Origin of the sequence: Lentzea rhizosphaerae, assembly GCF_042649515.1 — a bacterium.
GTDB classification, from domain to species: domain Bacteria; phylum Actinomycetota; class Actinomycetes; order Mycobacteriales; family Pseudonocardiaceae; genus Lentzea; species Lentzea aerocolonigenes.
The window spans coordinates 216,767-241,423 of record NZ_JBHRZI010000029.1 but is presented as its reverse complement, the minus strand read 5'-3'; the positions used below and the strand labels follow the sequence as shown (position 1 = coordinate 241,423).

Here is a 24,657-nt window from a genome sequence, read left to right as displayed (position 1 = left end):
GAGGATATTCATGCGTGCTCACGCGAAGTGGTCACGCGCACTAGCCCTGTCTCTGGGCTGGGTCATGATCGCTGGTGTCGTCACCCCGACGCCGGCGCTTGCCCAGACCACGGGCAGAGACGTGCGCAAACCCGCCACCCAGACCGAGAAGAACGTTCCTGGCGAGCCCGCGAAGCTGCGGCCGGTCAACCAGATCACGGCGACCAACGAGCCGGTCGCGAAGGTCACCTGGCCTGTGCCGAGCAAGTCGGACGTCGCCGCCCCCGGTGAATTCCGGCAGGCGGGCATTTCCCCGATCAAGGTCAGCAAGGCGGATGCGACCCCGGTGCGGGTCGAAACGTTCAGCCAGGACACGTCGGCGAAGGTCGGTGTGGCCGGTGTAGTGCTGAAGGTGTCCGACAAGGCAGGCAAGTCGCCCGGCAAGACGTCGGTTCAGCTCGACTACACCGGCTTCGACAACGCCTACGGCGGCGACTACGGCTCGCGGCTGCGGCTCGTGCAGCTGCCGGAGTGTGCTCTGTCCACACCGGACAAGGCAGAGTGCAGGACCCGGACGCCATTGGCGTCACGCAACGACGTCAAAGCCAAGATACTGACCGCAACGGACGTCACTGCCACCTCGGGGCCGATGGTGCTGGCGGCCGAGCCTGCTGCGGGTGGTGCGGGTGGCTCGTTCCAGGCGACCACTCTGTCTCCTGCGGGCAGCTGGTCAGCAGGTGGTTCAAGCGGTGACTTCACCTACAACTACCCGATCAAACTGCCGGGTTCCGTCGGTGGAAACGCACCACAGGTGGCGCTGGGCTACTCGTCCAGCGGTGTCGACGGGCGCACCAGCGCGACGAACAACCAGGCGTCATCCGTCGGTGACGGGTGGGATCTCAGCGCGGGCGGGTTCATCGAGCGCCGGTACAAGGGCTGCGGCGAGGATGTGAACACCACGATCGGCCAGCAGAAAACGGCCGACCTGTGCTGGGCGACGGACAACGCCACCATCCAGCTCGCCGGCATCTCCTCGGAACTGGTGAACATCCCCGGCACGAACCAGTGGCGGGCCAAGAACGACGACGGTTCCATGATCGAGCGCCTCAACCGCGCGCCGGTGGCGGGCGGCGACGACAACGGCGAGTTCTGGAAGGTCACGACGCCGAATGGCACCCAGTACTTCCTGGGCTCCCGTGAAGCCGAGTCGACGTGGACCGTGCCGGTGTTCGGCAACCACCCCGGTGAGCCGTGCTGGGTGCGGGGCAAGCCGTTCAAGGAGCTGTCGTGCCGCCAGGCATGGCGGTGGAACGTCGACTACGTGGTGGACCCCAAGGGCAACGTCAGCCGGTTCTACTACCAGACCGAGAAGAACCGGTACGGCCGCAACCTGGACGCTGCCGACGGCGTCGAGTACGACCGTGCCGGACGACTGCACCGGATCGACTACGGCCTGCACAGCTCGGATGAGAACGCGCCTGCACCGGGACGGGTCCAGTTCCACTACTCGGAGCGGTGTGTCCCGTCGAGTGGTTTCGACTGCAACCCGAGCAAGTTGAACAAGGACAACGCGAAGCAGTGGCCGGACCTGCCGTTCGACCAGATCTGCGCGCCTGGTGCGAGGTGCGAGAACCAGTATTCGCCGACGTTCTTTTCGCAGTTGCGTCTGACGAAGATCAGCACCCAGGTGCGCAGGGAGAGCGTTGCGGCGGAGTGGCGCGATGTCGATCAGTGGGAGCTGGGCCAGAGCTTCCCGCCGTCCAACGACGGTCTCGACCCGGCGCTGTGGCTGGACAGCATCAAGCACACCGGCCTGGTGGGTGAGCAGAAGTCGTTGCCTCCGACGAAGTTCGAGCGCATCACGCTGGCGAACCGGGTGGATGGCGACGAGTACCCGCCACTGTTGCGCGGCCGGATCAAGCGTGTCCAGCACGAGGCAGGTGGCATCACCGAGGTCGAGTACACCGACAAGGACTGCATTCCCGGCCAGCGCATGCCCACCAAGGAGAGTGCGCACCTCAACACGCTGCGGTGCTTCCCGTCGTACTGGACTCCGGAAGGCGCCCTGGAGCCACAGCTGCACTGGTTCCACAAGTACGTGGTGCGCGCGGTGATCGCGGACGACCGGGTTCGTGAGCTCAGCGAGCAGACCAAGGTCTACTACGAGTACGAGAGCATCGCGAATGCTCCGCTGTGGCACTACGACGAGAACGACTTCGCCGATGCGAAGTACCGGACGTGGTCGCAGTGGCGCGGCTACAACAAGGTCCGCACGATCTCCGGTGACGTCAACGAGCCGGATCGGCCGGTGACCGAAAAGATCTACTTGCGCGGCATGGACGGCGACACGGAGCCGGACGGCAAGCGCGATGCTTGGGTCGAGTACGACGGTGAGCGGATCGAGGACGTCGAGCGTCTCAAGGGCTTCGAGTGGAAGACGATCGTCAAGAACGGCAACGCGGTGCACTCGAAGACCACGAGCGAACCGTGGATGTCACCGCCCACCGCGCTCAACGGTGACGACAGGGCGTTGCTGCTCAACACCAAGACCGTGACGACCGCGAACCACCTCGGTGCTGACCGGTGGCGGACCAAACGGGCGAGCACGACGTTCGATGATGTTCACGGCCGCGCCCTCACCGTCCAGGACGAGGGTGACATCGACGTCACCGGTGACGAACGGTGCACGATCACCGGCTATGTGGCCAACGAGGCCGCGTGGATGTGGAACTACGCCAGCCGGATCCTCACCTACGCCGCGAAATGCGACGTTGCCGCAACGGATGACAACACCATCAGTGACACGGTTTCCGCCTATGATGGCAAGTCGTTCGGGGAGGCGCCGACCAAAGGCCTCGTGACCACCGCGTCGCGGTGGAACGGCGAGCGTACGAGCCCTCGCGCGTACCAAGCGGTCACGACCACTGAGTACGACATCTACGGCCGGGTCAAGAAGACGACCGATCCCGGACTCGGTGAGATCAACACGGTGAGCGAGCCCGCGTTCGGCTTCCCGGTGCGCAAGGTGACCACCACCAACGCCAAGGGCCACGTCTCGGTCGTCGAGTACGACCCGGCGCTCGGACTGCCGGTCGCCCAGATCGGCGCCAACGGTGAACGGATCGACGCGAAGTACGACGCGCTCGGCAGGCTGACCCACACCTGGTTGCCGCACCGCGAACGTGATCTGAGCCCGAGTGCGATGTACGAGTACATCTACGACGAATCGACCGCGACCGTCGTGGAGGTCTCGAAGTCGTTGCGCGAGCGGGACGAGGGGTACAACGTCTCGTACAAGATCTTCGACGGCCTGCTGCGTCCCCGGCAGACCCAGACTCCAGACGGTGAGCAGAAGGCCGGCGAGCTCGGACGGGTCATCACCGACTCCTTCTACGACTCGCGCGGTCTCGTCACCAAGACCAACAACGCGTTCTTCAACAACCAGCCGCCGGACGGCAAGTTGCTCGTGGTGCTGGACGCGCAGGTCCCCAACCAGGAGGTCACCAAGTACGACAAACTGTCCCGCCCTGTCAGCGTGGCGTACCACAAGTTCGGCACGCCCCAGTGGAGCACGACCACGGTCTACGCGGGCGACCGTGTCCACGTGACGCCGCCGCCGGGGCAGGTCCCGACGACCGTCGTGACCGACGCACACGGCCGCGAGATCGAACGGCTCCAACACGACGGCCTCGGCGCCGACAGCACGAAGTCGAAGTTCAACTTCAAGGGCCAGCTGGAGCAGGTCACCGATCCCGCAGGCAACAAGTGGTCGTACGAGTACGACCTGCTGGGCCGCAAGTGGAAGGAAACCGACCCGGACCGCGGTACCACCACTGTCGAGTACAACAATCTCGACCAGGTTGTGAAGACGACCGACAGCGAAGGCCGGTCGGTGTCGTTCAAGTACGACCAGCTCGGCCGCAAGACCCAGATGCTCTCCGGCGGGACGAAGCTTGCGGAGTGGACGTACGACGGACAGAAGAAGGGGCTGCTCGACTCGGCCACCCGGTTCTCCGGAGGACAGGCGTACGTCCAGCGGATCACCCAGTACGACGACTACAGCCGCATCCTCCAGTCCGAGGTCGAGATCCCTGCGTCCGAAGGGGCCCTGGGCGGCCGGACCTACAGGTTCGAGCGCGACTACACGCCGGTCAGCGGTGCACTCCTCTTCACGCAGTCACCAGCCGCCGGCGGGTTGGCTGCGGAAAGGGTTTCCACGGCCTACAACGACCAAGGCGCGCCGATCAAGACGGGCGGCCTGAACACCTATGTGAACGAGCACATCTACTCGAAGTTCGGCGAGACGCTGCGCCTGACCCTCGGTGCCGACCAGAGCCCCGACCAGCTGTGGCTGACGAACTACTTCGAGGAGGGCAGCCGCCGGCTCGAACAGTCCATCGTGGACCGTTCGCGAGACACCGACTACCGGATCTCCAACCGGAAGTACTCTTACGACACCGGTGGGAACGTCACGAGGATCGCGGACGAGCCGAGCAACAAGTCGGCGTGGGACACCCAGTGCTTCCGCTACGACAACCTGCGCAGGTTGACCAAGGCGTTCACGCCCAGCTCCGGTGACTGCGCAACGACTGCTGTCGGTGGTGTGGCCCCGTACGAGCAGGAGTACCAGTACGACAGGATCGGCAACCGGACGCTGGAGCGCACGACCACGACGTCGGGCGTGGTCAGCCGCAAGTACAACTACGATCCGGCGAACCAGCCGCACGTGGTCCGCTCGATCGACGAGATCGGACCGTCCGGTACCGCCCGTGACGAGTTCGGCTACGACAAGACGGGCAACACCCGCACTCGCAAGGTCGCGGGTAATACCCAGACGATCTCCTACGACGTCGAGGGTCGCACCGCCAAGGTGGTCGAGGCTTCTGGAAAGGAGTCCTCGTACCTGTACGACGCCGACGGCGGCCGTCTGATCAAGCGCGAACCGGGCCGCACCACGCTCTACCTGCCTGAGGGCATGGAGTTGGTCAAGGATGATGCGACCAACCAGGTGTCCGGCAAGCGGTACTACGCGCATGGCGGCACCGTGGTGGCGGTACGCCACTCGAACGGCCGGCTGTCCTACGAGGTCAGTGACCACCAGGGCACGCCGACGCTCTCGGTCAAGGCCGGGGACCTGACGTACCAGCGTCAGTACTTCGATCCGTTCGGCAAGGCCCGCGGCCCAAACGGCGGAGGCTGGCCCGACGACAAGGGCTTCGTCGGCGGTACCCGTGACACCTCGGGCCTGACTCACCTCGGTGCTCGCGAGTACGACCCGGCGACCGGCCGGTTCCTGTCGGATGACCCGATCATGAACACGGCGAACCCGCAGCAGGTCAACGGTTACTCCTACAGCAACAACAACCCGGTGACCTTCAGCGACCCGTCAGGCATGTACCTGGTGGGCGGCACCGGCCCCGACGGCCACGACTACGGCATCGACACCGAACGCAACATCATCATCGGCAATGACCCCGCAGGTGACGAGTCATACGCGGCCGCCTACCCGACGGCCTACAACAAGCGCAAGAAGGCTCACGCCGCGTACCACGCTCAGCAGCAGGCTCGTTATGACGCTGCGGGTGGTAAGGACAAGTACGAGGAGTATTTGCGCGAGGCGAACAGCTCGCAGTCGTGGTGGGACGTCGTCGTCGCGGAGCTTCCTGAGCTGTTGATGGATCTGACGGGCATCAACGATGTCAAGAACTGCTTCACGCAGTTCGACATCCTGGCGTGCGTCAGTCTGGTGCCGTGGGCGAAGGCGTTCAAGCTGGTGCAGGCCGGGGAGCGGATCGCCAAGGCGATCATGAAGGCCAACCGGATCATCGACAAGATCAAGGACTCGTGGGCTCGGCTTCGGAAGATCGAGGACAAGGCCGAGGAGGTCGCTGAGACTGCGACCGCGTGTCTGGTCAACAGTTTTGTGCCAGGTACGCGGGTGTTGATGGCAGACGGCTCGTCGAAACCGATCGAGCAGATCAAGCTAGGCGACAAGCTTCTTGCCACAGATCCCGAAACTGGCCAAAGCCGGGGTCAGGATGTGGTGCGGACCATCGTCGGTGATGGCTCCAAGAACCTCGTGGAGCTGACTGTCGCTGGTCAGGCCGAGAAGATCGTCGCCACCGACGGGCACCGGTTCTGGTTGCCGGAGCTCAAGGACTGGGTGCGAGCGGACAAGCTCGTTGCCGGGGTCTGGCTGCAGACTTCCTCCGGTACCTGGGTGCAGGTCGTCCAGGTGCGGCAGCGGACCGCGGTGCAGCGGGTGCACAACCTGACCGTCAGCGGCGAACACACCTACTATGTGGCGGCGGGCACGACATCCGTCCTCGCTCACAACTGTGGAGAGACACCAGTCGATCTTCATGCGTTCGGGAACGCATCGGGTCCAAGGGATCCGCGAGAAGGGATTGATTTCGAAGTTGGCGCGGATGGCATGGTTATTCCACAATCGGGGCCGTCGCCTTTGGGGGCTTCGACGTTTGGTGACCCAGCGCAGGCTCCGTTGACTGGACTCTATCACGTGATTCCGCAGGGGACCCGGCTGCCTGATGGGTTCGGCGTTGTTGCTGATGGTAGTGATGTTTTGCCTGGCTCCTTGCAGCCGCCGACGCACCACACAGTATTTCCGACTCGGCCAATGAAGCCCATGGAGTTCATTGAAGGATTCAGAGGGTTGCCATGGGCTCGTGCGGGCAAGAAGAAGTAGGTGGAGCATGGATGGGCGGGATGAGGTTGTTTGGCTCGCATTTGTGCAGGCGGAGAATATTTATCGCACGGCAATGGCGGATCTCCGAAAAGTCGACCTGGTGGAAGTCCTTCGTGAAGGGCTGAATCGCTTGCCGTGGCGGCGGCCAGCTCTTGCGGTGCTGGGGTCGAGCGGTCCGGAAATCAGTTCGCAGTTGTTGCCGGAGCTGTTTGAATTGGCCAGTGTTTCGCACTCGCTCATCGGAGAGGTCAGAAAATGCATTCTCCGTGTTCCAGGTGAGTTGTTGAAGCCCCAAATTGCCGTCCATGTCGAGCGTCTGACCGCTGATCGGCAGAGTGATTATGAGGCTTATCGAAGGATTGCGGAGCTACTTGTAATAATGAAGGATTGGGAGCTCCTGGATTATTTGGTGAACGCTGCTTCGATGTCGTCTGATGTGGACATACGTGAGGTGGCTGCCGACTTTGACGGCGTGCGCACGACTGACCGTCGCGATTAACGTCCGGTTCGTCGTGTTTTAGCATTGTGCACCTGTGTCACCAGAAACTGCGACCGGACGCGTTTACCGTGTTCGGTCGCAGTCTGATAGGAGGTGATCACGGCTTGTGGTGATAGCAATGCCCAAGCTGGAGCTAGTGGCAGGCGGCGACGTCTGGTCGTTCATCCGGCTGCGCTACAGACCTTGTTCGGTTCTTTTGGTCCCGATCGCAACCCTAAATGGCGGTAACACCGCCAGCCGAGACGGTTAGAGTCTGATCCTGTAGGCCAGCGGGTGGTGAGCTTAGGGCCAGACACGGTGAACGTGTCTGGCCCTAAGTCTGTGCAGCGAGCGATCACAGCTCATCGAAGTTGAGCGCGGTTGAGGCATCCGAATCCTCGTCGGGTGGTGGCTCATCGGGTTCGTTGGTTGACGGGGGTTGCGGAAGCTGTAGGCGTCGCGAGCGACGGTCTTGATGACGTGGCTGGTGCCCTTAGATCCGGTGTCGGTGTCGATGAAGGCGAGGATCTCAGCGCACCAGGCCGACACCGTGGGTGGCCAGACGTTCCAGCTCGGGCAGACCGGAGGCGGCGCAGCACTCGGAGAACTGGGACAACCGGGGCCCAGATCACGCTCCGGACGGTGCGCCGACTTCGGTCAGCCGACCAGCATCTGCATCGCGTGGCGCTCCCTCTCCGCGAGCTCCCGGAGAAGCTCCGAGGCGCGGGCCAGGTGAGCAGGGTCACCCGTCTTTCCCGCGGCCGCCACGAGGTCGGCTACTTCGGTCCACAACGGAGCAATCTCGGCGTACAGCCGGTGCCCGAGGCGGATGTTGTCGTCGCCGGTGATCTCGGCGGCTTCGGCGAGGAAGTCGCGGTACAGCGCGCGGAACAGCGAGCCGCCGGTGCCGCCGCGTTCCATCAGCGTCGCGGCCAGCGGCAGGTCGTGCGCCGGGTCGCGGGAGCGGTCGAGCCACTTCGTCACCTGCCGGGCCGCCTTGCCGATGCCGCGGTGGCCGAGGTTCGCGATGGGCGGGTTGAGGAAGGCACGCGCGTTGCCGGCAATCGCTTTCCGGGCGGCGTCGCCCAGGTCGAGGGTGGGGGAGCCGGTGATCGTGAACGAGAGGTTGCGGGCGGTCATCGGCCCTCGTTCGCCGCGTGCCCGTGCCAGGCTCGCCAGCGTGGTCGTCACGGCGCCGCCCTGCTGTGCGGTGTCGATCAGGTGGGCGTGGGTGTCGTCGTAGCCGCACATCGCGACGAAGTGGCCCCCGAAGTGCACTTTCGTGCCGAAGTACTCCAGGTGGTAGCAGTCCAGCTGGAGGCCGACCGGCCGTCCTGCGGCGAGCGCGGTGGTCACGTTCTGCCAGGCCTTGCGAGGTGAGGCGGTCTCCTGGACGTCCAGCGTCAGGCCCAACCGGCCCGCGGCGGTCCGGGTGAGCGCCATCGGTTTGACCCGACCGCCGAGGAACGGGAAGTCCATGTTCTTCGCGTCCCAGTACACGAAGCCCAGCCCCTCGCCGAGGCCGAACAGCATCGGCTCGGACAGTTCGAGACCCTCGTGGCGCAACAGGGCGCCGAGCGTGGTGGTCTCGCAGTGCAGGCCGCCGGGGAACGAGACGTTCTCGATGATCACGCGGTCCATGTTCGACCCTCTCACGGTGTGAGGGTCAACTCCTGGGAGATCGGATGCAACGTTGGGGGCCACTTCTCCATTAGGGGTGCGAAATCGAGGTCGAGCGACGATCGGGAGTGGCCGGTGGAGTTTGCTGAGTACGTGGCGAGGCAGCGTCCTGCGCTGATGCGGTTCGCCATGGTCCTGACCTGCCGGACGTGGCTGGCCGAGGACCTGGTGAGTGACGTGCTGGGCCGGGCGTTCGAGCGCTGGGAACGGATCTCGGTGATGGAGGAGCCGAACGCCTACGTGCGGCGGATGATCGTCAACGAGTACCTGTCCTGGCGCAGGATGCTGAGCCGCACGTTCCCGCGCGCCGAGGTCGAGCCGTCGGTGATCTCCGACGGCGCGGACGAGCGGGCCGAGCGGGACGCGATGATCAACCGCCTCGCCGGCCTGCCGAAGAAGCAACGCGCGGCCGTGGTCCTGCGCTACTACGCCGGCCTGTCCGACAGGGAGATCGCCACACAGCTGGGGTGCCGGGAGCCGACAGTGCGCAGCCAGATCCACCGGGCGCTCACCGTTCTGCGCATCGACCTCACGGCCACCGCACCCAACCTCCAGGAGACCTCATGAGCGACCTTCGCACCCTCCACGACGCCTTCGCGGAGTTGGAACGACGCGTCGACGCCGCAGCCGCGGGCGTGGCGCCGGTCGTGCGGCCGCGGCGAGCCGTGCGGCTGGTCCCCGTGGCAGCCACCGTCGTCGCGGTGGCGGCCCTGTTCGCGGGCGCGGTGTGGCTCGTGCCCGCCAACTCCGGCACACCAGCCGCCGGCCCACCGACCCCGGCACCGGCCACGACCACGGCGCGCAACCCGGTCCCCGCCACACCGGACGACCTGGCCGCCCGGTTCAAGGTGGTGCTCGGCGACACTGCGACGGTCGACGTGACCCAGAAACACACCTTCTCAACGGCACCCGTGACCTCTGGGCACAACGCACCTCCTGGGACGGTGCAGCTCATCCCGGAGACGTTGGACCCGAACTACCCCACCTACGCGCTCATCGGCGGGACTCTGACCTCGGCAGGCGTCACCGGGAGCTTCAGCCTGGTGGTCCACCCCGCCGGCGACACCGCACCCCGCTCGTCGTGCAGGACCTACCACCCGGTGGACTGCGTGGTCAGCACGCTGCCCGACGGCTCCGAGCTGGCGACCGAGACAGCGCGGATGGCTCCCGGCGCACTGTCGTACATGGCGTGCATCAAGCGGCCCGACGGGACGATGATCCGCGTGCAGGTCAGCAACCAGGAGGACCCCGCGGGCACTGTGATCGGCGCGCCGGGCGGCAAGTTCCACGCGCCGCAGCCGCCGCTGACCCTCGAGCAGATGAAGGCGATCGCCACGTCCGACAAGTGGTGATCCGTGATGGCTGGCCACCTCGGTGGCCGGCCATTCGTCGAAATGCAGCTTCCTTCTGGATGAAGGTTCCCTTCAGGTGCCGGCTACGCGTGAAGAAGCCACGCTTGGTCGTGCCTGCAGCGGCTGGTGCGCACGCGGGTATCGCCGGCCCCTTCACCCCAGTTGCGGTTCCCGGAGTACGAGCCACTTGTGTGGGTGGAGACCGAGAACTCCGGCCTCTTCGTCGAAAAGGAGGCTGCCGCAGCCTTCTGCAGAGAGATGGTTGCATCCTCGAACCATCTGGTTGTACGTTCGAACCATGCAGAGCGGGGAGACGGACGCGGCGCAGGAGGCGCTGATGCGATTCGTCCGCAACTTCGGCCTCCACCAGCCCGACCGCACACCGTGCGGGCAACCGCTGCCAGTTTCGGAGGCGCACGCCATGGTGGAGATCGCCCGGGAAGGGCAGATCCGTCAGGTGGAACTGGCTCGCCGGTTGCGGTTGGAGAAGAGCACGGTCAGTCGCCTGGTCACCAACCTGGCCGGCCGGGGTTGGGTGCACCGTGAAGCGGCTGACGGCGATGGCCGCGGCGTGCTGCTGGTGCTCACCGACGCAGGTGCCACAGCCGCCGCTCTTCAGGCCGACGCCCGCCGGGACCGGCTCGCCGCTCTGCTCGATCGCGTACCTGTCGACGAACGCGCCGCCGTGGTGCGCGCGCTCCAGATCCTCGCGGAGGCCACTGTTGAACCGTCTTGACCGCCCCAAGGCCCGGCTCCTGGTGGCCGCTGCCGCTGTGGCCGTGCTGAGCACCGGCTGCGCGGGCAACTCGCCGCCGGTGGCGGCGCCTGCCGACCGGCAGGCCGAGGTCGCCGAACGGGGCGCGTCTGTCATGCCGTTCGACCTGGAACGCACCACCCACCACTTCACCAAGACCGATACTGGTGGAGTGCAAACCGTGGTCGCCGACGACCCGCAGGACACCGCCCAGATCACCCTCATCCGGGAACACCTGACGGCGGAGGCGGACCGCTTCCGCCGCGGCGACTTCACTGATCCTGCCCGCATCCACGGCAAGGAAATGCCAGGGCTGGCAGCGCTTCGAGCTCACGACGGGCGAATCGCCATCGAGTACCAGAACACCACGGACGGCGCACGCGCCACCTACACCACCACTGACGCCGAGCTCCGCGACGCCCTCCACGCCTGGTTCGACGCCCAGGTCAGTGATCACGGTTCGCATGCCACCAGCTGAACTGCATCGCGCGAGCCGAACACCCCCGGTCGAGGTGTACCCAGCGACGGCGGGCCTGAGCTCGAAGCCGGCGGCCGCGGCAGCGGCCGGGCTGGCGAGTCGGTCAAAGTCGAAGCGGCGAAAGGACCGGCACAAGTAAGTCTACTTAGGACTGACTGGACGGTCTTCGCATCTCGAAGGTTCGTGCCGACGCGAGCTCACCTCGGGCTCGCAAACCATGATCCACAAGGTGGAACCGGAGAATGAAGATGAGATCGCAGGAATGCAGAGAAGCAGGTAGAGACGAATCTCTACCTGCTTCTCCGGAGTACGCCGCCAGGGACTCGAACCCCGGACCCGCTGATTAAGAGTCAGCTGCTCTAACCAACTGAGCTAGCGGCGCTTGTTTGTGTGTCGGTCACTTGCCGTTCCGACGTGGAGAACGTTAGCACACGCCGAACGCACGCTCCCAATCGGCTGGTCAGCACCGGTTTGGGTGCATCGGGAGCGTAACGATCCGGCCACTCGCGCAACTTCGGGCCACCCCCTGTCGTCCCCTAATCGGGGGACGCTGAAACGACTTCGTGCAGGCAGTCTCGGGAGTGGCGACAAGTAGATCGGAAGTACGTCGATGGGGATGTGGGGCAGGCGCGGTCGTGGGGTGGTCGCAGCGGGAATCGCTGTGATGCTGATCGCAGGCTGTTCAGGTGGAGACGAGGGGGCCAAGGGCGCTGCGGGTGAGTCGTCGGCTCCCCCTCCGCCGCCGAAGCCCGTCACCCTGACGCTGGCGTTGAACAACGGCGCGGCCGACGTGTCACCCGGCCTGCCGGTCATCGCGACCGCGGCCGACGGGAAGCTGACCGACGTCAAGCTGACCAACCCCGAGGGCAAGGTCGTCGAGGGGAAGATGAACCCCGAGTCGACGCAGTGGACCAACACCGAGCCGCTCGGGTACGCGAAGACCTACAAGCTGGTCGCCACGGCGACCGGCGAGGACGGCAAGCCGCAGACCAAGGAGTCGTCCTTCACCACGGTGAAGCCGCGCACGCTCACCTACGTGTCGACGAACCCGCAGGACGGCACCACCATCGGCGTGGGCCAGCCGCTCGCCTTCTACTTCGACGAGCCGGTGGCCGACAAGGTCGCGGCCGAGAAGATGCTGGAGATCACCACCGAGCCCAAGGTCGAGGGCGCCTTCTACTGGTTCAACAAGAAGGAGGTGCACTGGCGTCCGGAGAAGTTCTGGAAGTCGGGCACCAAGATCACCATGCACATCAAGGTCTACGGCAAGCACGTCGGTGACGGCATCTACGGCCAGGAAGACCGCACGATCACCACGACGGTCGGCGACGAGGTCATCCACGAGGCCGACGGCCAGTCGCACCAGGTGGTCACCAAGGTCAACGGCCAGGTCGTGCGCACCATGCCGACCTCCATGGGCAAGCCGGCCGACGCGACCCCCACCGGCACGTACGTGCTGATGGAGAAGCACAGCCACATGATCATGGACTCGACCACGTACGGCCTGGCGCTGGAGAACGGCGGCTACCGCACGCCGGTCGACTGGGCGTACCGGATGTCCAACAGCGGCATCTTCTTCCACAGCGCGCCGTGGTCCATCGGGGACCAGGGGCGCCGGAACGTGAGCCACGGCTGCCTCAACCTCTCGCCGGAGAACGCCAAGTGGGTGTTCGACAACAGCAAGCAGGGCGACGTCGTGATCGTCAAGAACTCCGGCGGTCCGGTGCTGGAGTCGTGGGACGGCTTCGGCGACTGGCAGGTGCCGTGGGCCACGTGGGTCCAGGGCAACCGCTAGCAGCCTAGGAAACCGTCACCTGGCCGTTCGACACGGTCAGGTGACGGTTCACCCGCACCGCCTCCAGCATCCGCCGGTCGTGCGTCACCAGCAGCAGCGTGCCGGGGTAGTTCTCCAGCGCCGCCTCCAGCTGCTCGATCGCCGGCAGGTCGAGGTGGTTCGTCGGCTCGTCGAGCACCAGCAGGTTCACCCCGCGGCCCTGCAGCAACGCCAGCGCGGCCCGCGTCCGTTCGCCCGGCGACAAAGACGAAGCGGTCCGCAGCACGTGGGCCGCCTTCAGGCCGAACTTCGCCAGCAACGTCCGCACGTCGGCCGGGTTCATCTCCGGCACGGCCTCCTGGAACGCGTCCACGAGCGGCAGGTCGCCGAGGAACAGGCCGCGTGCCTGGTCCACCTCGCCGACCACGACGCCGGAGCCCAGGGTCGCGTAGCCCGACGTCAGTTCTGCCCTTCCGAGCAGCGCCGCGAGCAACGTCGACTTGCCCGCGCCGTTCGCGCCGGTGATCGCGACGCGCTCGGCCCAGTCGATCTGCAGGTCGACCGGGCCGAGCGTGAACGAGCCGCGGGAGACGACCGCCGCGCGCAGGGAGGCCACCACGGCGCCGGAGCGCGGGGCGGAGGCGATCTCCATCCGCAGCTCCCACTCCTTGCGGGGCTCCTCGACGACGTCCAGGCGTTCGATCATGCGGTCGGTCTGGCGGGCCTTCGAGGCCTGCTTCTCGGTGGCGTCGGCGCGGAACTTGCGGGCGTTCTTGTCGTTGTCGCCCGCCTTGCGCCGGGCGTTCTTCACGCCCTTCTCCATCCACGACCGCTGCATGCGGGCGCGGGTCTCCAGCGAGGCCTTGGTGTCGGCGTACTCCTCGTAGTCGTCCCGTGCGTGCTGACGGGCACGCGCGCGCTCGTCGAGATACGACTCGTAGCCGCCGCCGTACAACCTCACCTGGTTCTGGTGCAGGTCGAGCTCCAGCACGCTCGTCACCGTGCGGGCGAGGAACTCGCGGTCGTGCGACACCAGGACCGTGCCGGCGCGCAGTCCTGTGACGAACTTCTCCAACTGCTCCAGGCCGTCGAGGTCGAGGTCGTTGGTCGGTTCGTCGAGCAGGAAGATGTCGTACCGGCTCAGCAGCAACGACGCCATGCCCGCCCGTGCGGCCTGGCCACCGGACAGCGAGGTCATCAACGCGTCCAGGCCCACGGTCAGCCCGAGGTCGTCGACGACCTCCAGCGACCGTTCCTCCAGGTCGGCGCCGCCCAGGGCGAGCCACTGGTCCAACGCCTCGGAGTAGCCCTCGTCGTTGCCCGCCGTCAGCGCCTCGGTGGCGACGTCCAGCGCCGTCTGAGCCGCGGCGACACCGGTGCGGCGGGCCAGGAACTCCCGCACGGTCTCGCCTTCGAGACGTTCCGGCTCCTGTGCGAGGTGGCCCACGTTCGCCGAGGGCGGGTTCAGCGAGACGCGCCCGGACTCGGCGGGGATGAGGCCGGCCAGCGTGCGGAGCAGCGTCGACTTGCCAGCGCCGTTCACGCCGACGAGGCCGATCACGTCACCGGGGGCGACCACGAGGTCGAGGCCGGAGAACAGGACTCGGTCACCGTGACCTGCGGCGAGATCCTTGGCGACGAGCGTGGTCATACCGACTCCAGCGCATGAAATGGCCCGCGATGGCGCGAAGCGCCGAGCCGGGCTGGGGGTCCGGGGGCGGAGCCCCCGGCTGGGGTCTGGGGGCTTGGCCCCCAGAAAACACAACGAAGCCGGATTATGTCTGCGCATTCCGCAGACATAATCCGGCTATCAGGGTGAGTGACGGGACTTGAACCCGCGACACCTGGGATCACAACCCAGTGCTCTGCCAGCTGAGCTACACCCACCACGTACCGGCGTTCACCGGCGGGGAAAGCATAGCAACGACAGCTACCGATATTGAAATCGGGGGTCAGTCGGCGTTTTTCAGCAGCTCAGCGGCCACGGCCTGCGCCTGCTCCGTCGTCGGACCGGGCTGCGGCACGAACGCCGTCCGCCGGTAGTACGCGAGCTCCCGGATCGACTCGACGATGTCCGCGAGCGCCCGGTGCGCGAGGCCCTTGCCCGGCTGCGCGTAGTAGATGCGCGGGTACCAGCGCCGGCACAGCTCCTTGATCGACGACACGTCGACCATGCGGTAGTGCAGGTGGGCGTCCAGCGCCGGCATGTCGCGGGCGATGAAGCCGCGGTCGGTGGCGATGGAGTTGCCGGCCAGCGGAGCGGTCCGCGGGTCCGGGACCCACTCCTTGATGTAGGCCAGGACTGCGGCCTCGGCCTCCTCCATCGAGACCGCGGAGGCGCGCACCTCCTCCGTCAGGCCTGACTTGGCGTGCATCTCCATGACGACGTCCGGCATCGAGGCGAGCACGTCGTCATCCGCGTGGATCACTATGTCCACGCCGTCGCCGAGCACGTTCAGCTCGGCGTCCGTGACCAGTGCCGCGATCTCGATCAGGGCGTCCTTGCCCAGGTCGAGTCCGGTCATCTCGCAGTCGATCCACACCAGACGATCCATCACGCCTCGAACATTACTGCGCCGGGGCTCAACTTCGAGTGGCGGCGTGCAGCAACCTGGTTACGCTCCTCGTGCATGACGGCTCAAGCTGAGATCGCTGCTGGATACGCGTCCGAGAGCGCGGCCATCGAACTCGGCGCTGTGCTGGTCGACGGAGCAGTCGAATCGACCGCACACGTCCGCATCCCGTTGTCCATGGTCAACCGCCACGGACTTGTCGCGGGCGCAACGGGAACGGGCAAGACGAAGACGTTGCAGCTGCTCGCCGAACAGCTGTCGAACAACGGCGTGCCGGTGTTGATGGCGGACGTCAAGGGCGACTTGTCCGGTCTGTCGCGGGAAGGCGAGCGCAGCGACCGGACGGACACCCGCGCCAAGGACACCGGTGACGACTGGCAGCCGCAGTCGTACCCGATCCAGTTCCTGTCGATCGGCACGGGCGGCATCGGGGTGCCGTTGCGGGCGACGGTCACGAGCTTCGGGCCGATCCTGCTGTCGAAGGTGCTGGGCCTGAACGACACCCAGGAGTCGACCCTGGGACTGATCTTCCACTGGGCGGACTCGAAGGGGCTGCCGCTGCTCGACACCAAGGACCTGCGCAGCGTCATCCAGCACCTCACGAGCGACGAGGGCAAGGAGGACCTCAAGGGCATCGGTGGCGTGTCGAGCTCGACGGCGGGCGTGATCCTGCGAGCCCTGGTCAACCTGGAGGCGCAGGGCGGCGACAGGTTCTTCGGCGAACCGGAGCTGGACCCGGCAGACCTGATGCGGCAGCGCGACGGCAAGGGGGTCGTCAGCCTGCTCGAACTGGCCGAGCTGCAGGGCAACCCCGCGTTGTTCTCGACGTTCCTGATGTGGCTGCTCGCGGAACTGTTCGAGACGCTGCCGGAAGAAGGTGACGTCGAGAAGCCCAAGCTCGTCTTCTTCTTCGACGAGGCGCACTTGCTGTTCTCGAACGCGTCGAAGGCGTTCCTCGACCAGATCACCCAGACCGTGAAGCTCATCCGGTCCAAGGGAATCGGCGTCTTCTTCTGCACGCAGCTGCCGACCGACATTCCAAACGACGTGCTGTCACAGCTCGGCGCGCGTGTGCAGCACGCACTGCGGGCCTTCACGCCGGACGACCAGAAGGCGTTGTCGCGCACGGTGAAGACGTACCCGAACACACCGCACTACGACCTGGAGAAGGCTCTTACGTCGCTCGGCATCGGCGAGGCGATCATCACCGTGCTGAGCGAGAAGGGCGCCCCGACCCCGGTCGCGTGGACTCGGCTGCGGGCGCCGCGCTCGTTGATGGACACCATCGGCAACGACGCGATCAAGCAGGCGGCCCAGCAGAGCGACCTCCACGGCAAGTACTCCGAGACCGTGGACCGCGAGTCGGCCTATGAGCAGCTCATGCAGAAAGTCGCGCCGCCCCAACAAGAACAGCAAGCCCCGGAACCCCCTCCGCAAAGGCACGAGAAGGAGGAACCGGGACTCGTCGAGAAGGTGCTCGGCAACAGCGCCGTCAAGTCGTTCCTGCGGTCAGCCGGCAGCGCCCTGGCGCGCGAGATCACGCGGGGCATCTTCGGCACCTCGCGCAAGCGACGCTGACAGCACGGCCGCGCCGAGGCAGAGGGCGCCCGCGACGTACCAGGCCAGGTCGTAGCTGCCCAGGTGGTCGCGGGTGAGCCCGGCCGCGGACGCCGCCAGCGCCGCGCCGAGCTGGTGCGACGCGAACACCCAGCCGAACACCACCGGCCCGGACATGCCGAAGTACTGACGGCACAACGCGACGGTCGGCGGCACCGTCGCGACCCAGTCCAGGCCGTAGAAGATGATGAACACCAGCATCGACGGGTGCGCTGATGCGCCGAACAGCTGAGGAAGCAGCATCAGCGAGAGGCCGCGCAACGCGTAGTAGGCGGCGAGCAGCAGCCGTGAGTCGACACGGTCCGTCAGCCATCCGGACGCGATAGTGCCCACGATGTCGAACACACCGACCAATGCGAGCAGTCCGGCCGCAGTCGTCGTCGGCATGCCGTGGTCGTGCGCAGCGGGAATGAAGTGCGTGCCCACCAGACCGTTAGTGGACGCACCGCAGATGGCGAACCCACCGGCCAGCAACCAGAACGGCCGTGTGCGAGCAGCCGAACCCAACGCGGTCAGAGCACGACGAGCCGCACCACCGGACGGCGGCGGGGGAGTGTCCTCGGTCGCGCCGAGCGGCAACAGCCCCACGTCCCGCGGGTACTCGCGCAGGAAGAACGCCGCCAGCGGCACCACGGCCAGCGCGGCGATGCAGATCACCAGCGACGCGGGCCGCCAGCCGTAGCTCTCGGACAGCCACGCCACGGTCGGCAGGAACACCAGCTGCCCGGCCGCACCACCCGCCGTCAGCACGCCCGTGACCAGGCCGCGGTGCCGCACGAACCAGCGCCCGGTGATCGTCGCGACGAACGCGAGCGCCATCGAGCCCGTGCCGAGCCCGACCACGACACCCCAGAGCAGGACCAGCTGCCACGACGCCGTCATGAACACCGTCAGCCCGCTGCCGATGGCGACCATGGTCAACGCGCAGGTCACCACGACCCGCACGCCGAACCGGTCCATCAGCGCGGCCGCGAACGGCGCGGTCAACCCGTACAGCAACAGGTTGATCGAGATGGCGAGCGAGATCGTGCCGGTCGTCCAGCCGAACTCCGCCCGCAACGGCTCGATCAACGCACCGGGTGCCGCGCGGAACGACGCGGCACCCACCAAGGCGATGAAGGACACACCTGCGACAACCCAGGCCCAATGGAGTCTCACGCCGACAAGGTTCGGTGATGGCCGACCCTGCGACCAGTGGCCCGATGGCCAACATGTGAAAGAATCCGGCCATGCACCGGATCGCCGTTCTCGCGCTCGAGCAGTCGGTGGCGTTCGACATCGGCAGCTCGACGCACATGTTCGCCCGGCTCGCGGACCGCTACGAGGTCGTCGTCTGCTCGCCGGACCGCCGCCCGATCCCCACGACCGGCGGCTTCACCATCGCGCCCGAGCACGGCTTGGAGGTCCTCCAAGACGCGGACACGGTGCTCGTGCCGGGCACCCACTACCCGCCGGCGCGCGAAGGCAGGCTCGAACCCGCCGTCCGGGAGGCGCTCACGACGACGAACGCGTCCCGGATCATGTCGATCTGCACCGGCGCGTTCGTGCTCGCCGCGGCCGGGCTGCTCGACGGCAGGCCCGCGACCACGCACTGGGGCACCACCGACCAGTTCCGCGCGCTGTACCCGAAGGTGCGCCTCAACCCGGACGTGCTGTTCATCGACGACGGCGACATCCTCACCTCGGCCGGCGTCGCCGCGGGCATCGACCTGTGCCTGCACGTCATCAGGTCCGACCACGGCAGCGAGGTGGCGAACTGGATCGCCCGCTACTGCGTCGTCCCCGCGTGGCGGCAGGGCGGCCAGTCCCAGTTCGTCGACCGCCCGGTGCCGAGCTACCCGGACACGTCCACCGCGCTCGCCCGCGAGTGGGCCTTGGAACGCCTCCAAGAACCGCTCGACCTCGCCGCGATGGCCGGCCAGGTGCGGATGAGCGTGCGCACGTTCACCCGCCGGTTCCGCGCGGAGACCGGCATGTCACCGGGCCAGTGGCTGACGCAGCAGCGCGTCGACCGCGCCCGGCACCTGCTCGAGTCCACCGACCTGCCGATCGACCAGGTCGCGAGGCACGCGGGGTTCGGGACGGGAGCGGCGTTGCGGCAGCAGCTGGCGGCGTCGATCGGGGTGTCGCCGAGCGCCTACCGTCAGACGTTCCGTTCGGCCTGAAGCTAGGCCTGATCCTCCACAGTGGACTCCTCTGAGGACGTCTTGACCAGGAACGGGCGCAGCAGGTCCGGAACGGCCGCGTCGGCCAACGCCAGCCCGTCGGACTCGCCGACGTCCGTCACGTGGTACACGCCCGCACCCGCCGCGGTCGTCGCGCCGATCGTCATCAAACCGCTGCGGCGCTGGAAGAACGACCTCCGGATGCGCCAGCCGATGATGCCGGTGCGCTGCAACGCGACCGTGCTGCGGACGAGAGAGTTGTTGCGCGTCACCAGGTAACGCTCGTCGAGGGCGTTGCCGAGCGAGCGGTAGTTGTCCCAGCCGACCAGCGCGGCGAACGGGATGATCGCGACGGGGATCGGCCACGCCCACGACGGTGCCCAGATCGCGAGGCCTGCCGCGATCACGATCCACGGCACCACGTGCCGGACCATGCTGCGGCGCAACGCGGCGAACGGGTGCTTGCGCAGCTTCCGCAACGTCGGGTCGTCCTCGACCTTCAGCACGTCCCTGGCGACCTGGTGCGCGACGGACAACGGCGCGGGCGGCAGCAGCAGGTTGCTCTCGCCCTTCGAACCCAGTCCGGTCGTCACCGCGGCCAGCTTGGCGCCCCTGCCTGCGCGGACCAGCAGCGGTTCCTGGATGTCGACGCCGCGCAGCCGTTGCTCCTCCACGGAAACCGACCTCGTGGTGAGCAGACCTCGTTGCACCCGCAGGGTTCCGTCCGGCTCACGGGTCAGCCGGTAGTTCCAGAACTGCAGGACGTAGAGCGGCACCGACAGCACGAGCCCGGCCACGACGAGCGCCACCGCGAACGCGCCGAACAACGTCAGGCTCGGGTGCTCGAACAGCCACTCCCACAGGTCCTGCACCGGGTGCAGGCCGAGGTCGTCGGCGTAGTTCGACAGCACGCCGAACAGGGCACCGATCGCGACCAGGCCCGACAGCGACAGCGGCGCGAACTTCAGCCACTTCAGGTCGAGCTGCGAGATGACCTCGGACTCCGGCAGCACCGGCACCGCGTGCGGCTCGCCCGCCGGCGCGGTCCTCGGCGCGACCGTCTTCTGCAGCAACAGGACCCGCAGCCGTTCGGCCTCCTCCTGCGTCACCGCGTCGAGCGTGAGGCCGTCGGTGCCGGGGGTGTCCTGCTGGCCCGTGCCGATCCGCACGGCCGAAAGCCCGAAGATGCGGTGACCCGGCTTCGAGGTGAGGTCGACCGTCCTGATGCGATCACGCGGCACCGCGAGCTGCTTGCGGGTCAGCAACCCGGTGTGCAGCTCGACCTGGTCGTCGGTGATGCGGTACTTCGTGGTGCGCCAGATGAAGTAGCTGAACGCGAGGATCGCCGCGACGGTGACACCGCTGGCGATCAGCCGCCACTTCTCGCCGTTGCCGGTGAACAGCAGCACGAGGATCGGCACCAGCATCGCGATGCCCTCGTTGAGCGGACGCACGACCAGCATCCGCACGTGCAGGCGGTGCCACTCGGCCAGCGGCTCGGTGAACTCCGGCGCGGCGGGCAGCTCGGCTGGAGTGCTCACGTGGCATCACCCGGCGTGGCCTGCGTGGTGTTCGTCAGCTCCACCACGAGCTGCTGCGCCGTCACGTGGTCCAGGCCCTCGATCTCCACGGGACCCGCGGCCGACGCCGTCGTCACCGTGACCGTCGCGAGGCCGAGCAACTGCTGGAACGGCCCGCGTTTGGTGTCGATCGTCTGGATCCGCGAGACCGGGGCGACGCGCCACTCCTGGTTCAGCCAGCCGGAGAGCGTGTACACCGCGTCCGGCGTCGTCTCCCAGCGGTGCACGCGGTAGCGCCAGGTCGGTTCGACCGCGGTGTGCACGACTCCGACGACCAGCGTGGCGATCAGGAGCGCGAGCTCCCACGTCGGCGGTTCGTTCACCAGCAGGAACACGACGAGCTGTGGCACGAGGAGCACGAGCCAGAAGAAGGCTGCCTGCATCGTCCACAACAGGACGGACTTCGGGCTCACCTGGTGACGAGGCGTGCGCAGTTGCAGAGTCACCCCACAAGGGTGCCTCACCCGCACCTGGTGGTGTGGCCAGGTGGGTCAATTCGGGTGGTGACGGCGAGGTGGTCTTGCTTGCGAGGGAGGCAAGACCACCTCGACCGGCCGGTTCGATCAGGGCTTGGCGCAGTACGGGGGTGTGAAGGTGTCAGGGGTGTCGGCGGTTGCCGCACCCGCCACCGTCACGAGCGCCCCCAAACTGAGGATCACCGCGGCGATGGTTCGAGCGATAGTGTTCAACTTCATTGAGGTGCTCCGTTCGATAGGTGGCGGCCGTGGATGAGGGCAGGAAGTCGTTGACGAGGTTCGGTGCGCGGTTGCGGGCGGTCCGGCTGCAACGCGGCCTGTCGCAAAAGGACCTCGCGTGCCCCGGTGTCTCCATGAGCTACGTGTCGCGGCTGGAGTCCGGCGAACGGGTGCCGTCGCCCGCCGTCGTGCGCAGGCTCGCGGAGGTGCTCGGCGTCGACCCGTCCGAGCTGATGGTCGACGAGGACCGCACCGCCATGCAGGACGAGGCGCTGGCGTGGTGCGAGGCGCTGCTCGCCTACCACGACGGCGACCTGGTGATGGCCGTCGACCTGCTGGAAACGCTGGGAAAGCGGTCGGACGAGGAGATGTTCGGCTGGTGCGTGCGGTGGACTCGCCTGGTGATGCTGGCGAGGCAGCGCGACCACGAGGGTCTGCTGCTGGCGGCGGCGAAGCTGCGCAAGTCGTGGTCTCCCGGTCCGGCGGTGGACGCGCTGGTGGAGATCCTGCGCGCATCCTCGTTGCGGCGCCTCGCCCGGACGGCCGAATCCGTGAAAGCCGCGACGGAGGCCGTAGAGCTGGCCAGCGGTGACGGCGAACGGGTGCGCCGGGTCAACACGCGCGCGCTCATCTCGTTGTGCGCGGAGCTGACGGCGGCCGGACGTCTCGCCGACGCCGAACAGGTCGTGGACCAGCTTTCCGCGCGGCTGCCCGAACTCGGGCGCGACCGGCTCGCGATCTCCACGTGGTGGGCGCGGGCCAAGGTCGCCGACCGGCTGGGCGACCGCACGCAGGCCGCGCACTGCATCCGCGAGGCCGTCGCGATGCTCGACGACTACGACGGCGATCCCGAGTACCGGTGCCGGGTTCGCCTGGCCGGCGCGTCCATCGGATTGCGCACGCCCGGCGCGAACCTCGACGAAGTGGTTGCGTTGCTGGACAAGGTGGAGACGACCGTCGCGGCGATGCGCCGGCAGGGCGGCCTGCTCGCGCACGCCCGCGCGTTGCGGGCGGAACTCGCGTTGCGCGACGGCGAGGTCGACAGGGCGCGTGAGCTCGCGGAGAGCGCGCTTTCCACCGGACAGCTCGACGCCGAGCAGCAGCTGCGGTGCCACCTGCTGCTCGTGCGGGCGGCGGACGAGGTCGACCCGGACGGCAGCGCCTCCGCGCGCACGGCACTGGCCGCGCTGCTGGAGCACATCAACCCCGAGGGCGTCGACCCGCTCCTGTGGCGCGACGTGGCTCGCATCGCGCTGCGCAAGCACTGAGGGCGCAAGCTCTGCGGCTGGGCGACGTTGCCCGGTCATGACCGCCCCTCGCTCGTTAACTGGACACCTTGTTAACGGAGCATGACACACACCGGATACCCCTCACATCACCCAATTCCACCCTGTGAGCGTGGGTAAAACACCCAAGAACCGGCAGTATCCGGTAGGCGGCAAGCGGCCGAACGGGCGATTGATCGACAGTCTGCTCGGAGCAGTTGTCAATTACTTGACAATAGATGCCTCGGTGGAGGTCAAGCTCATCCACCACACGACGGCTCCAGCGCGACCCTTGACGTCAAGGGTCGTGTAGATGCGCTGGAGGTGGTTCTGCACCGTCTTGGGGGACAGACCGAGCGTCTCCGCGATCATCGCGGTGCTCGCGCCGGCGGCCACGAGTCGCAGCACCTCGATGCCGCGCTTGGTGAGCCCAGCCCGCAGCGCGCGGGCGATCCGGGTGTTCGTGTGCTCGGCGGTACCGGCGTCGTGCAGCTCTCCCGGCTGAGGGACGCGCATCACGGCGTCCTCGCGCTTGGGCTCGAAACGCCTGTGCGCCAACTGTTCCACGAGTCGTGACGACAGGTCGTGCTCGCGCATCCTGAGCAGGTCGCGGCCTTCCTGCAGCTCCCACAACCGGTACTGCTCCAGCTGCAGGCGTGCGTGCCGCAGCGCGCGTTCGAGGTCGCCGGACCGTTCGTGCGCCTCGCTGAGCTGTTGGTGCGCGTGCACCGCGACTTCCCGTGCCAGGCAGCTCATCGCGAGCTCGGCGGCCTGGGTCAGCTGGGTGATCTGCTCCGGGTAGCGCCCCCGCGCCCCGCTCAGCCTGGCGCGCGCCATCAACGCCTCCGCCCTCGCGACCGGGCGGGTCCTTCCGGCAAGCAACTGGTCAGCGCGCTGCCAGCTGCGGTGCGCGCGGTCAAGTTCACCCAGATCGATGCGCACGTGTGTCAGCAGCACGTTGACCATCGCCATCCGCACCGGGTCGCCGACCTGCTTCCACCGGTCGCGCACCTGTGCGCACAACGCTTCCGCGCGCCGGAGCTTGCGCACGCACGGCTCGCCGTCGAGGCTGCAGCGGTTCTCCGCGGTCCGGATCATGCAGTGCTCGTGGTACTGCACGCGCAGCACCTTCGCCTGCTCGAACAGCACCGAGCCGATCAGCTCGCTGTCGCCGGTGAGCTCCGCGAGGCCCAGCGCGCGGGCGAACGAGTGAAAGCTCCGCTCCCGCGAGTCGAGCCGGAGTTCCACCACGGCACGGGAAAAGCTGCACCGTGCCTGCAGTCCGATGTGGCGGTTCGCCGCCGCGATCTCCTGCACCTTGTCGATCGTGTCGAGCGCGCTGGGCCACAACCCGCGTTTGCCGAGCGCCACGGACTGCGTCAGCACGCCCTCCGCGACGCCCTCTACGTCGTCCAGCCACGTGAACGCTGCAACCGCTTTCTCCGCGTACTCCAACGCATCGCCTGGCCTGCCCTCGTCCAGCGCGATGCGCGCCTCGCGCAGGTTGTGCACGGCGTTGGACCGCGGATCCGCAGTCCTGCCGGGAACCGTCATGGTCGAG

General features: G+C 67.1%; 18 protein-coding genes and 2 tRNA genes. 10 read left to right on the top strand and 10 right to left on the bottom strand.

The features are described 5' to 3' along the window. Positions 1 to 10 precede the first annotated feature (10 nt). Positions 11 to 6,685: an RHS repeat-associated core domain-containing protein gene (locus ACFOWZ_RS33475; protein WP_382377953.1), complete on the top strand. Its 6,675-nt coding sequence runs from the start codon at positions 11 to 13 to the stop codon at positions 6,683 to 6,685. 7 nt (positions 6,686 to 6,692) lie between these two features. Continuing rightward, positions 6,693 to 7,184 carry a hypothetical protein gene (locus tag ACFOWZ_RS33470; RefSeq protein WP_382377952.1) on the top strand — a complete coding sequence of 164 codons (492 nt, stop codon included), beginning with the start codon at positions 6,693 to 6,695 and terminating at the stop codon, positions 7,182 to 7,184. 636 nt (positions 7,185 to 7,820) lie between these two features. Here the strand turns inward: ACFOWZ_RS33470 and ACFOWZ_RS33465 are convergent. Next, a complete protein-coding gene (locus tag ACFOWZ_RS33465) occupies positions 7,821 to 8,819 on the bottom strand; it encodes a BtrH N-terminal domain-containing protein (protein WP_382377951.1) in 999 nt (332 codons plus the stop codon). Positions 8,820 to 8,918: 99 nt separating this feature from the next. Between ACFOWZ_RS33465 and ACFOWZ_RS33460 the strand changes: the two genes are divergently transcribed. From ACFOWZ_RS33460 to ACFOWZ_RS33445, 4 genes are all read left to right on the top strand, one after another. Beyond that, positions 8,919 to 9,410 (top strand): SigE family RNA polymerase sigma factor, encoded by a 492-nt coding sequence (locus ACFOWZ_RS33460; protein ID WP_382377950.1) that lies wholly within the window; start codon positions 8,919 to 8,921, stop codon positions 9,408 to 9,410. Further along, positions 9,407 to 10,195 carry a hypothetical protein gene (locus tag ACFOWZ_RS33455; RefSeq protein WP_382377949.1) on the top strand — a complete coding sequence of 263 codons (789 nt, stop codon included), beginning with the start codon at positions 9,407 to 9,409 and terminating at the stop codon, positions 10,193 to 10,195. The genes ACFOWZ_RS33460 and ACFOWZ_RS33455 overlap by 4 nt, the downstream gene beginning before the upstream one ends. Before the next feature lie 298 nt (positions 10,196 to 10,493). Further along, complete coding sequence (locus ACFOWZ_RS33450) at positions 10,494 to 10,931, top strand: MarR family winged helix-turn-helix transcriptional regulator (RefSeq protein WP_382377948.1); 438 nt, start codon at positions 10,494 to 10,496, stop codon at positions 10,929 to 10,931. Beyond that, positions 10,918 to 11,427 carry a hypothetical protein gene (locus ACFOWZ_RS33445; RefSeq protein WP_382377947.1) on the top strand — a complete coding sequence of 170 codons (510 nt, stop codon included), beginning with the start codon at positions 10,918 to 10,920 and terminating at the stop codon, positions 11,425 to 11,427. Before ACFOWZ_RS33450 ends, ACFOWZ_RS33445 begins: the two co-directional genes overlap by 14 nt. Before the next feature lie 308 nt (positions 11,428 to 11,735). Here ACFOWZ_RS33445 and ACFOWZ_RS33440 read toward each other — a convergent pair. Further along, positions 11,736 to 11,809 (bottom strand) — tRNA-Lys (locus ACFOWZ_RS33440). Positions 11,810 to 12,091: 282 nt separating this feature from the next. Here ACFOWZ_RS33440 and ACFOWZ_RS33435 point away from each other — a divergent pair. Further along, entirely contained in the window at positions 12,092 to 13,222 is a 1,131-nt protein-coding gene (locus ACFOWZ_RS33435; protein ID WP_382377946.1) for a L,D-transpeptidase, read from the top strand. Between the two features lie 4 nt (positions 13,223 to 13,226). Here ACFOWZ_RS33435 and ACFOWZ_RS33430 read toward each other — a convergent pair whose 3' ends face one another. The 3 genes from ACFOWZ_RS33430 to orn form a co-directional block, all read right to left on the bottom strand. Further along, a complete protein-coding gene (locus ACFOWZ_RS33430) occupies positions 13,227 to 14,852 on the bottom strand; it encodes an ABC-F family ATP-binding cassette domain-containing protein (protein WP_382377945.1) in 1,626 nt (541 codons plus the stop codon). Positions 14,853 to 15,015: 163 nt separating this feature from the next. Then, a tRNA-His gene (locus tag ACFOWZ_RS33425) sits at positions 15,016 to 15,088 on the bottom strand. A 65-nt stretch (positions 15,089 to 15,153) separates the two neighbouring features. After that, positions 15,154 to 15,759, bottom strand: coding sequence for an oligoribonuclease (orn, locus tag ACFOWZ_RS33420; RefSeq protein ID WP_382377944.1), 606 nt, complete (start codon positions 15,757 to 15,759; stop codon positions 15,154 to 15,156). Between the two features lie 72 nt (positions 15,760 to 15,831). Here orn and ACFOWZ_RS33415 point away from each other — a divergent pair, with 72 nt between their 5' ends. Continuing rightward, entirely contained in the window at positions 15,832 to 17,352 is a 1,521-nt protein-coding gene (locus ACFOWZ_RS33415; protein WP_382377943.1) for a helicase HerA-like domain-containing protein, read from the top strand. Here ACFOWZ_RS33415 and ACFOWZ_RS33410 read toward each other — a convergent pair. Further along, a complete protein-coding gene (locus ACFOWZ_RS33410) occupies positions 17,284 to 18,549 on the bottom strand; it encodes an MFS transporter (RefSeq protein ID WP_382377942.1) in 1,266 nt (421 codons plus the stop codon). The two genes, ACFOWZ_RS33415 and ACFOWZ_RS33410, sit on opposite strands and share 69 nt — an antisense overlap. A gap of 71 nt (positions 18,550 to 18,620) precedes the next feature. Here ACFOWZ_RS33410 and ACFOWZ_RS33405 point away from each other — a divergent pair, with 71 nt between their 5' ends. Then, positions 18,621 to 19,556 carry a GlxA family transcriptional regulator gene (locus tag ACFOWZ_RS33405; protein WP_382377941.1) on the top strand — a complete coding sequence of 312 codons (936 nt, stop codon included), beginning with the start codon at positions 18,621 to 18,623 and terminating at the stop codon, positions 19,554 to 19,556. A gap of 2 nt (positions 19,557 to 19,558) precedes the next feature. Here ACFOWZ_RS33405 and ACFOWZ_RS33400 read toward each other — a convergent pair whose 3' ends face one another. From ACFOWZ_RS33400 to ACFOWZ_RS33390, 3 genes are all read right to left on the bottom strand, one after another. After that, on the bottom strand, positions 19,559 to 21,097 hold the full coding sequence (locus ACFOWZ_RS33400) for a PH domain-containing protein (protein ID WP_382377940.1): 1,539 nt from the start codon (positions 21,095 to 21,097) through the stop codon (positions 19,559 to 19,561). Then, positions 21,094 to 21,582, bottom strand: coding sequence for a PH domain-containing protein (locus tag ACFOWZ_RS33395; protein ID WP_382377939.1), 489 nt, complete (start codon positions 21,580 to 21,582; stop codon positions 21,094 to 21,096). The genes ACFOWZ_RS33400 and ACFOWZ_RS33395 overlap by 4 nt, the downstream gene beginning before the upstream one ends. A 117-nt stretch (positions 21,583 to 21,699) precedes the next feature. Beyond that, entirely contained in the window at positions 21,700 to 21,831 is a 132-nt protein-coding gene (locus ACFOWZ_RS33390; protein WP_382377938.1) for a hypothetical protein, read from the bottom strand. 29 nt (positions 21,832 to 21,860) lie between these two features. Between ACFOWZ_RS33390 and ACFOWZ_RS33385 the strand changes: the two genes are divergently transcribed. Then, the gene (locus ACFOWZ_RS33385; protein WP_382377937.1) at positions 21,861 to 23,099 is read left to right on the top strand and encodes a helix-turn-helix domain-containing protein; all 1,239 of its coding nucleotides are present in this window, start codon (positions 21,861 to 21,863) and stop codon (positions 23,097 to 23,099) included. Between the two features lie 222 nt (positions 23,100 to 23,321). Here the strand turns inward: ACFOWZ_RS33385 and ACFOWZ_RS33380 are convergent, their stop codons facing one another. Next, a complete protein-coding gene (locus tag ACFOWZ_RS33380; RefSeq protein ID WP_382377936.1) occupies positions 23,322 to 24,650 on the bottom strand; it encodes a response regulator transcription factor in 1,329 nt (442 codons plus the stop codon). Positions 24,651 to 24,657: the final 7 nt, after the last annotated feature.

Excerpts from the sequence above, each read along its gene's own strand:
- ACFOWZ_RS33475 (WP_382377953.1), top strand. The coding sequence starts at position 11 with ATGCGTGCTCACGCGAAGTGGTCACGCGCACTAGCCCTGTCTCTGGGC.
- ACFOWZ_RS33470 (WP_382377952.1), top strand. The coding sequence starts at position 6,693 with ATGGATGGGCGGGATGAGGTTGTTTGGCTCGCATTTGTGCAGGCGGAG.
- ACFOWZ_RS33455 (WP_382377949.1), top strand. The coding sequence starts at position 9,407 with ATGAGCGACCTTCGCACCCTCCACGACGCCTTCGCGGAGTTGGAACGA.
- ACFOWZ_RS33450 (WP_382377948.1), top strand. The coding sequence starts at position 10,494 with ATGCAGAGCGGGGAGACGGACGCGGCGCAGGAGGCGCTGATGCGATTC.
- ACFOWZ_RS33435 (WP_382377946.1), top strand. The coding sequence starts at position 12,092 with ATGCTGATCGCAGGCTGTTCAGGTGGAGACGAGGGGGCCAAGGGCGCT.
- ACFOWZ_RS33430 (WP_382377945.1), bottom strand. The coding sequence starts at position 14,852 with ATGACCACGCTCGTCGCCAAGGATCTCGCCGCAGGTCACGGTGACCGA.
- ACFOWZ_RS33415 (WP_382377943.1), top strand. The coding sequence starts at position 15,832 with ATGACGGCTCAAGCTGAGATCGCTGCTGGATACGCGTCCGAGAGCGCG.
- ACFOWZ_RS33405 (WP_382377941.1), top strand. The coding sequence starts at position 18,621 with ATGCACCGGATCGCCGTTCTCGCGCTCGAGCAGTCGGTGGCGTTCGAC.
- ACFOWZ_RS33390 (WP_382377938.1), bottom strand. The coding sequence starts at position 21,831 with ATGAAGTTGAACACTATCGCTCGAACCATCGCCGCGGTGATCCTCAGT.
- ACFOWZ_RS33380 (WP_382377936.1), bottom strand. The coding sequence starts at position 24,650 with ATGACGGTTCCCGGCAGGACTGCGGATCCGCGGTCCAACGCCGTGCAC.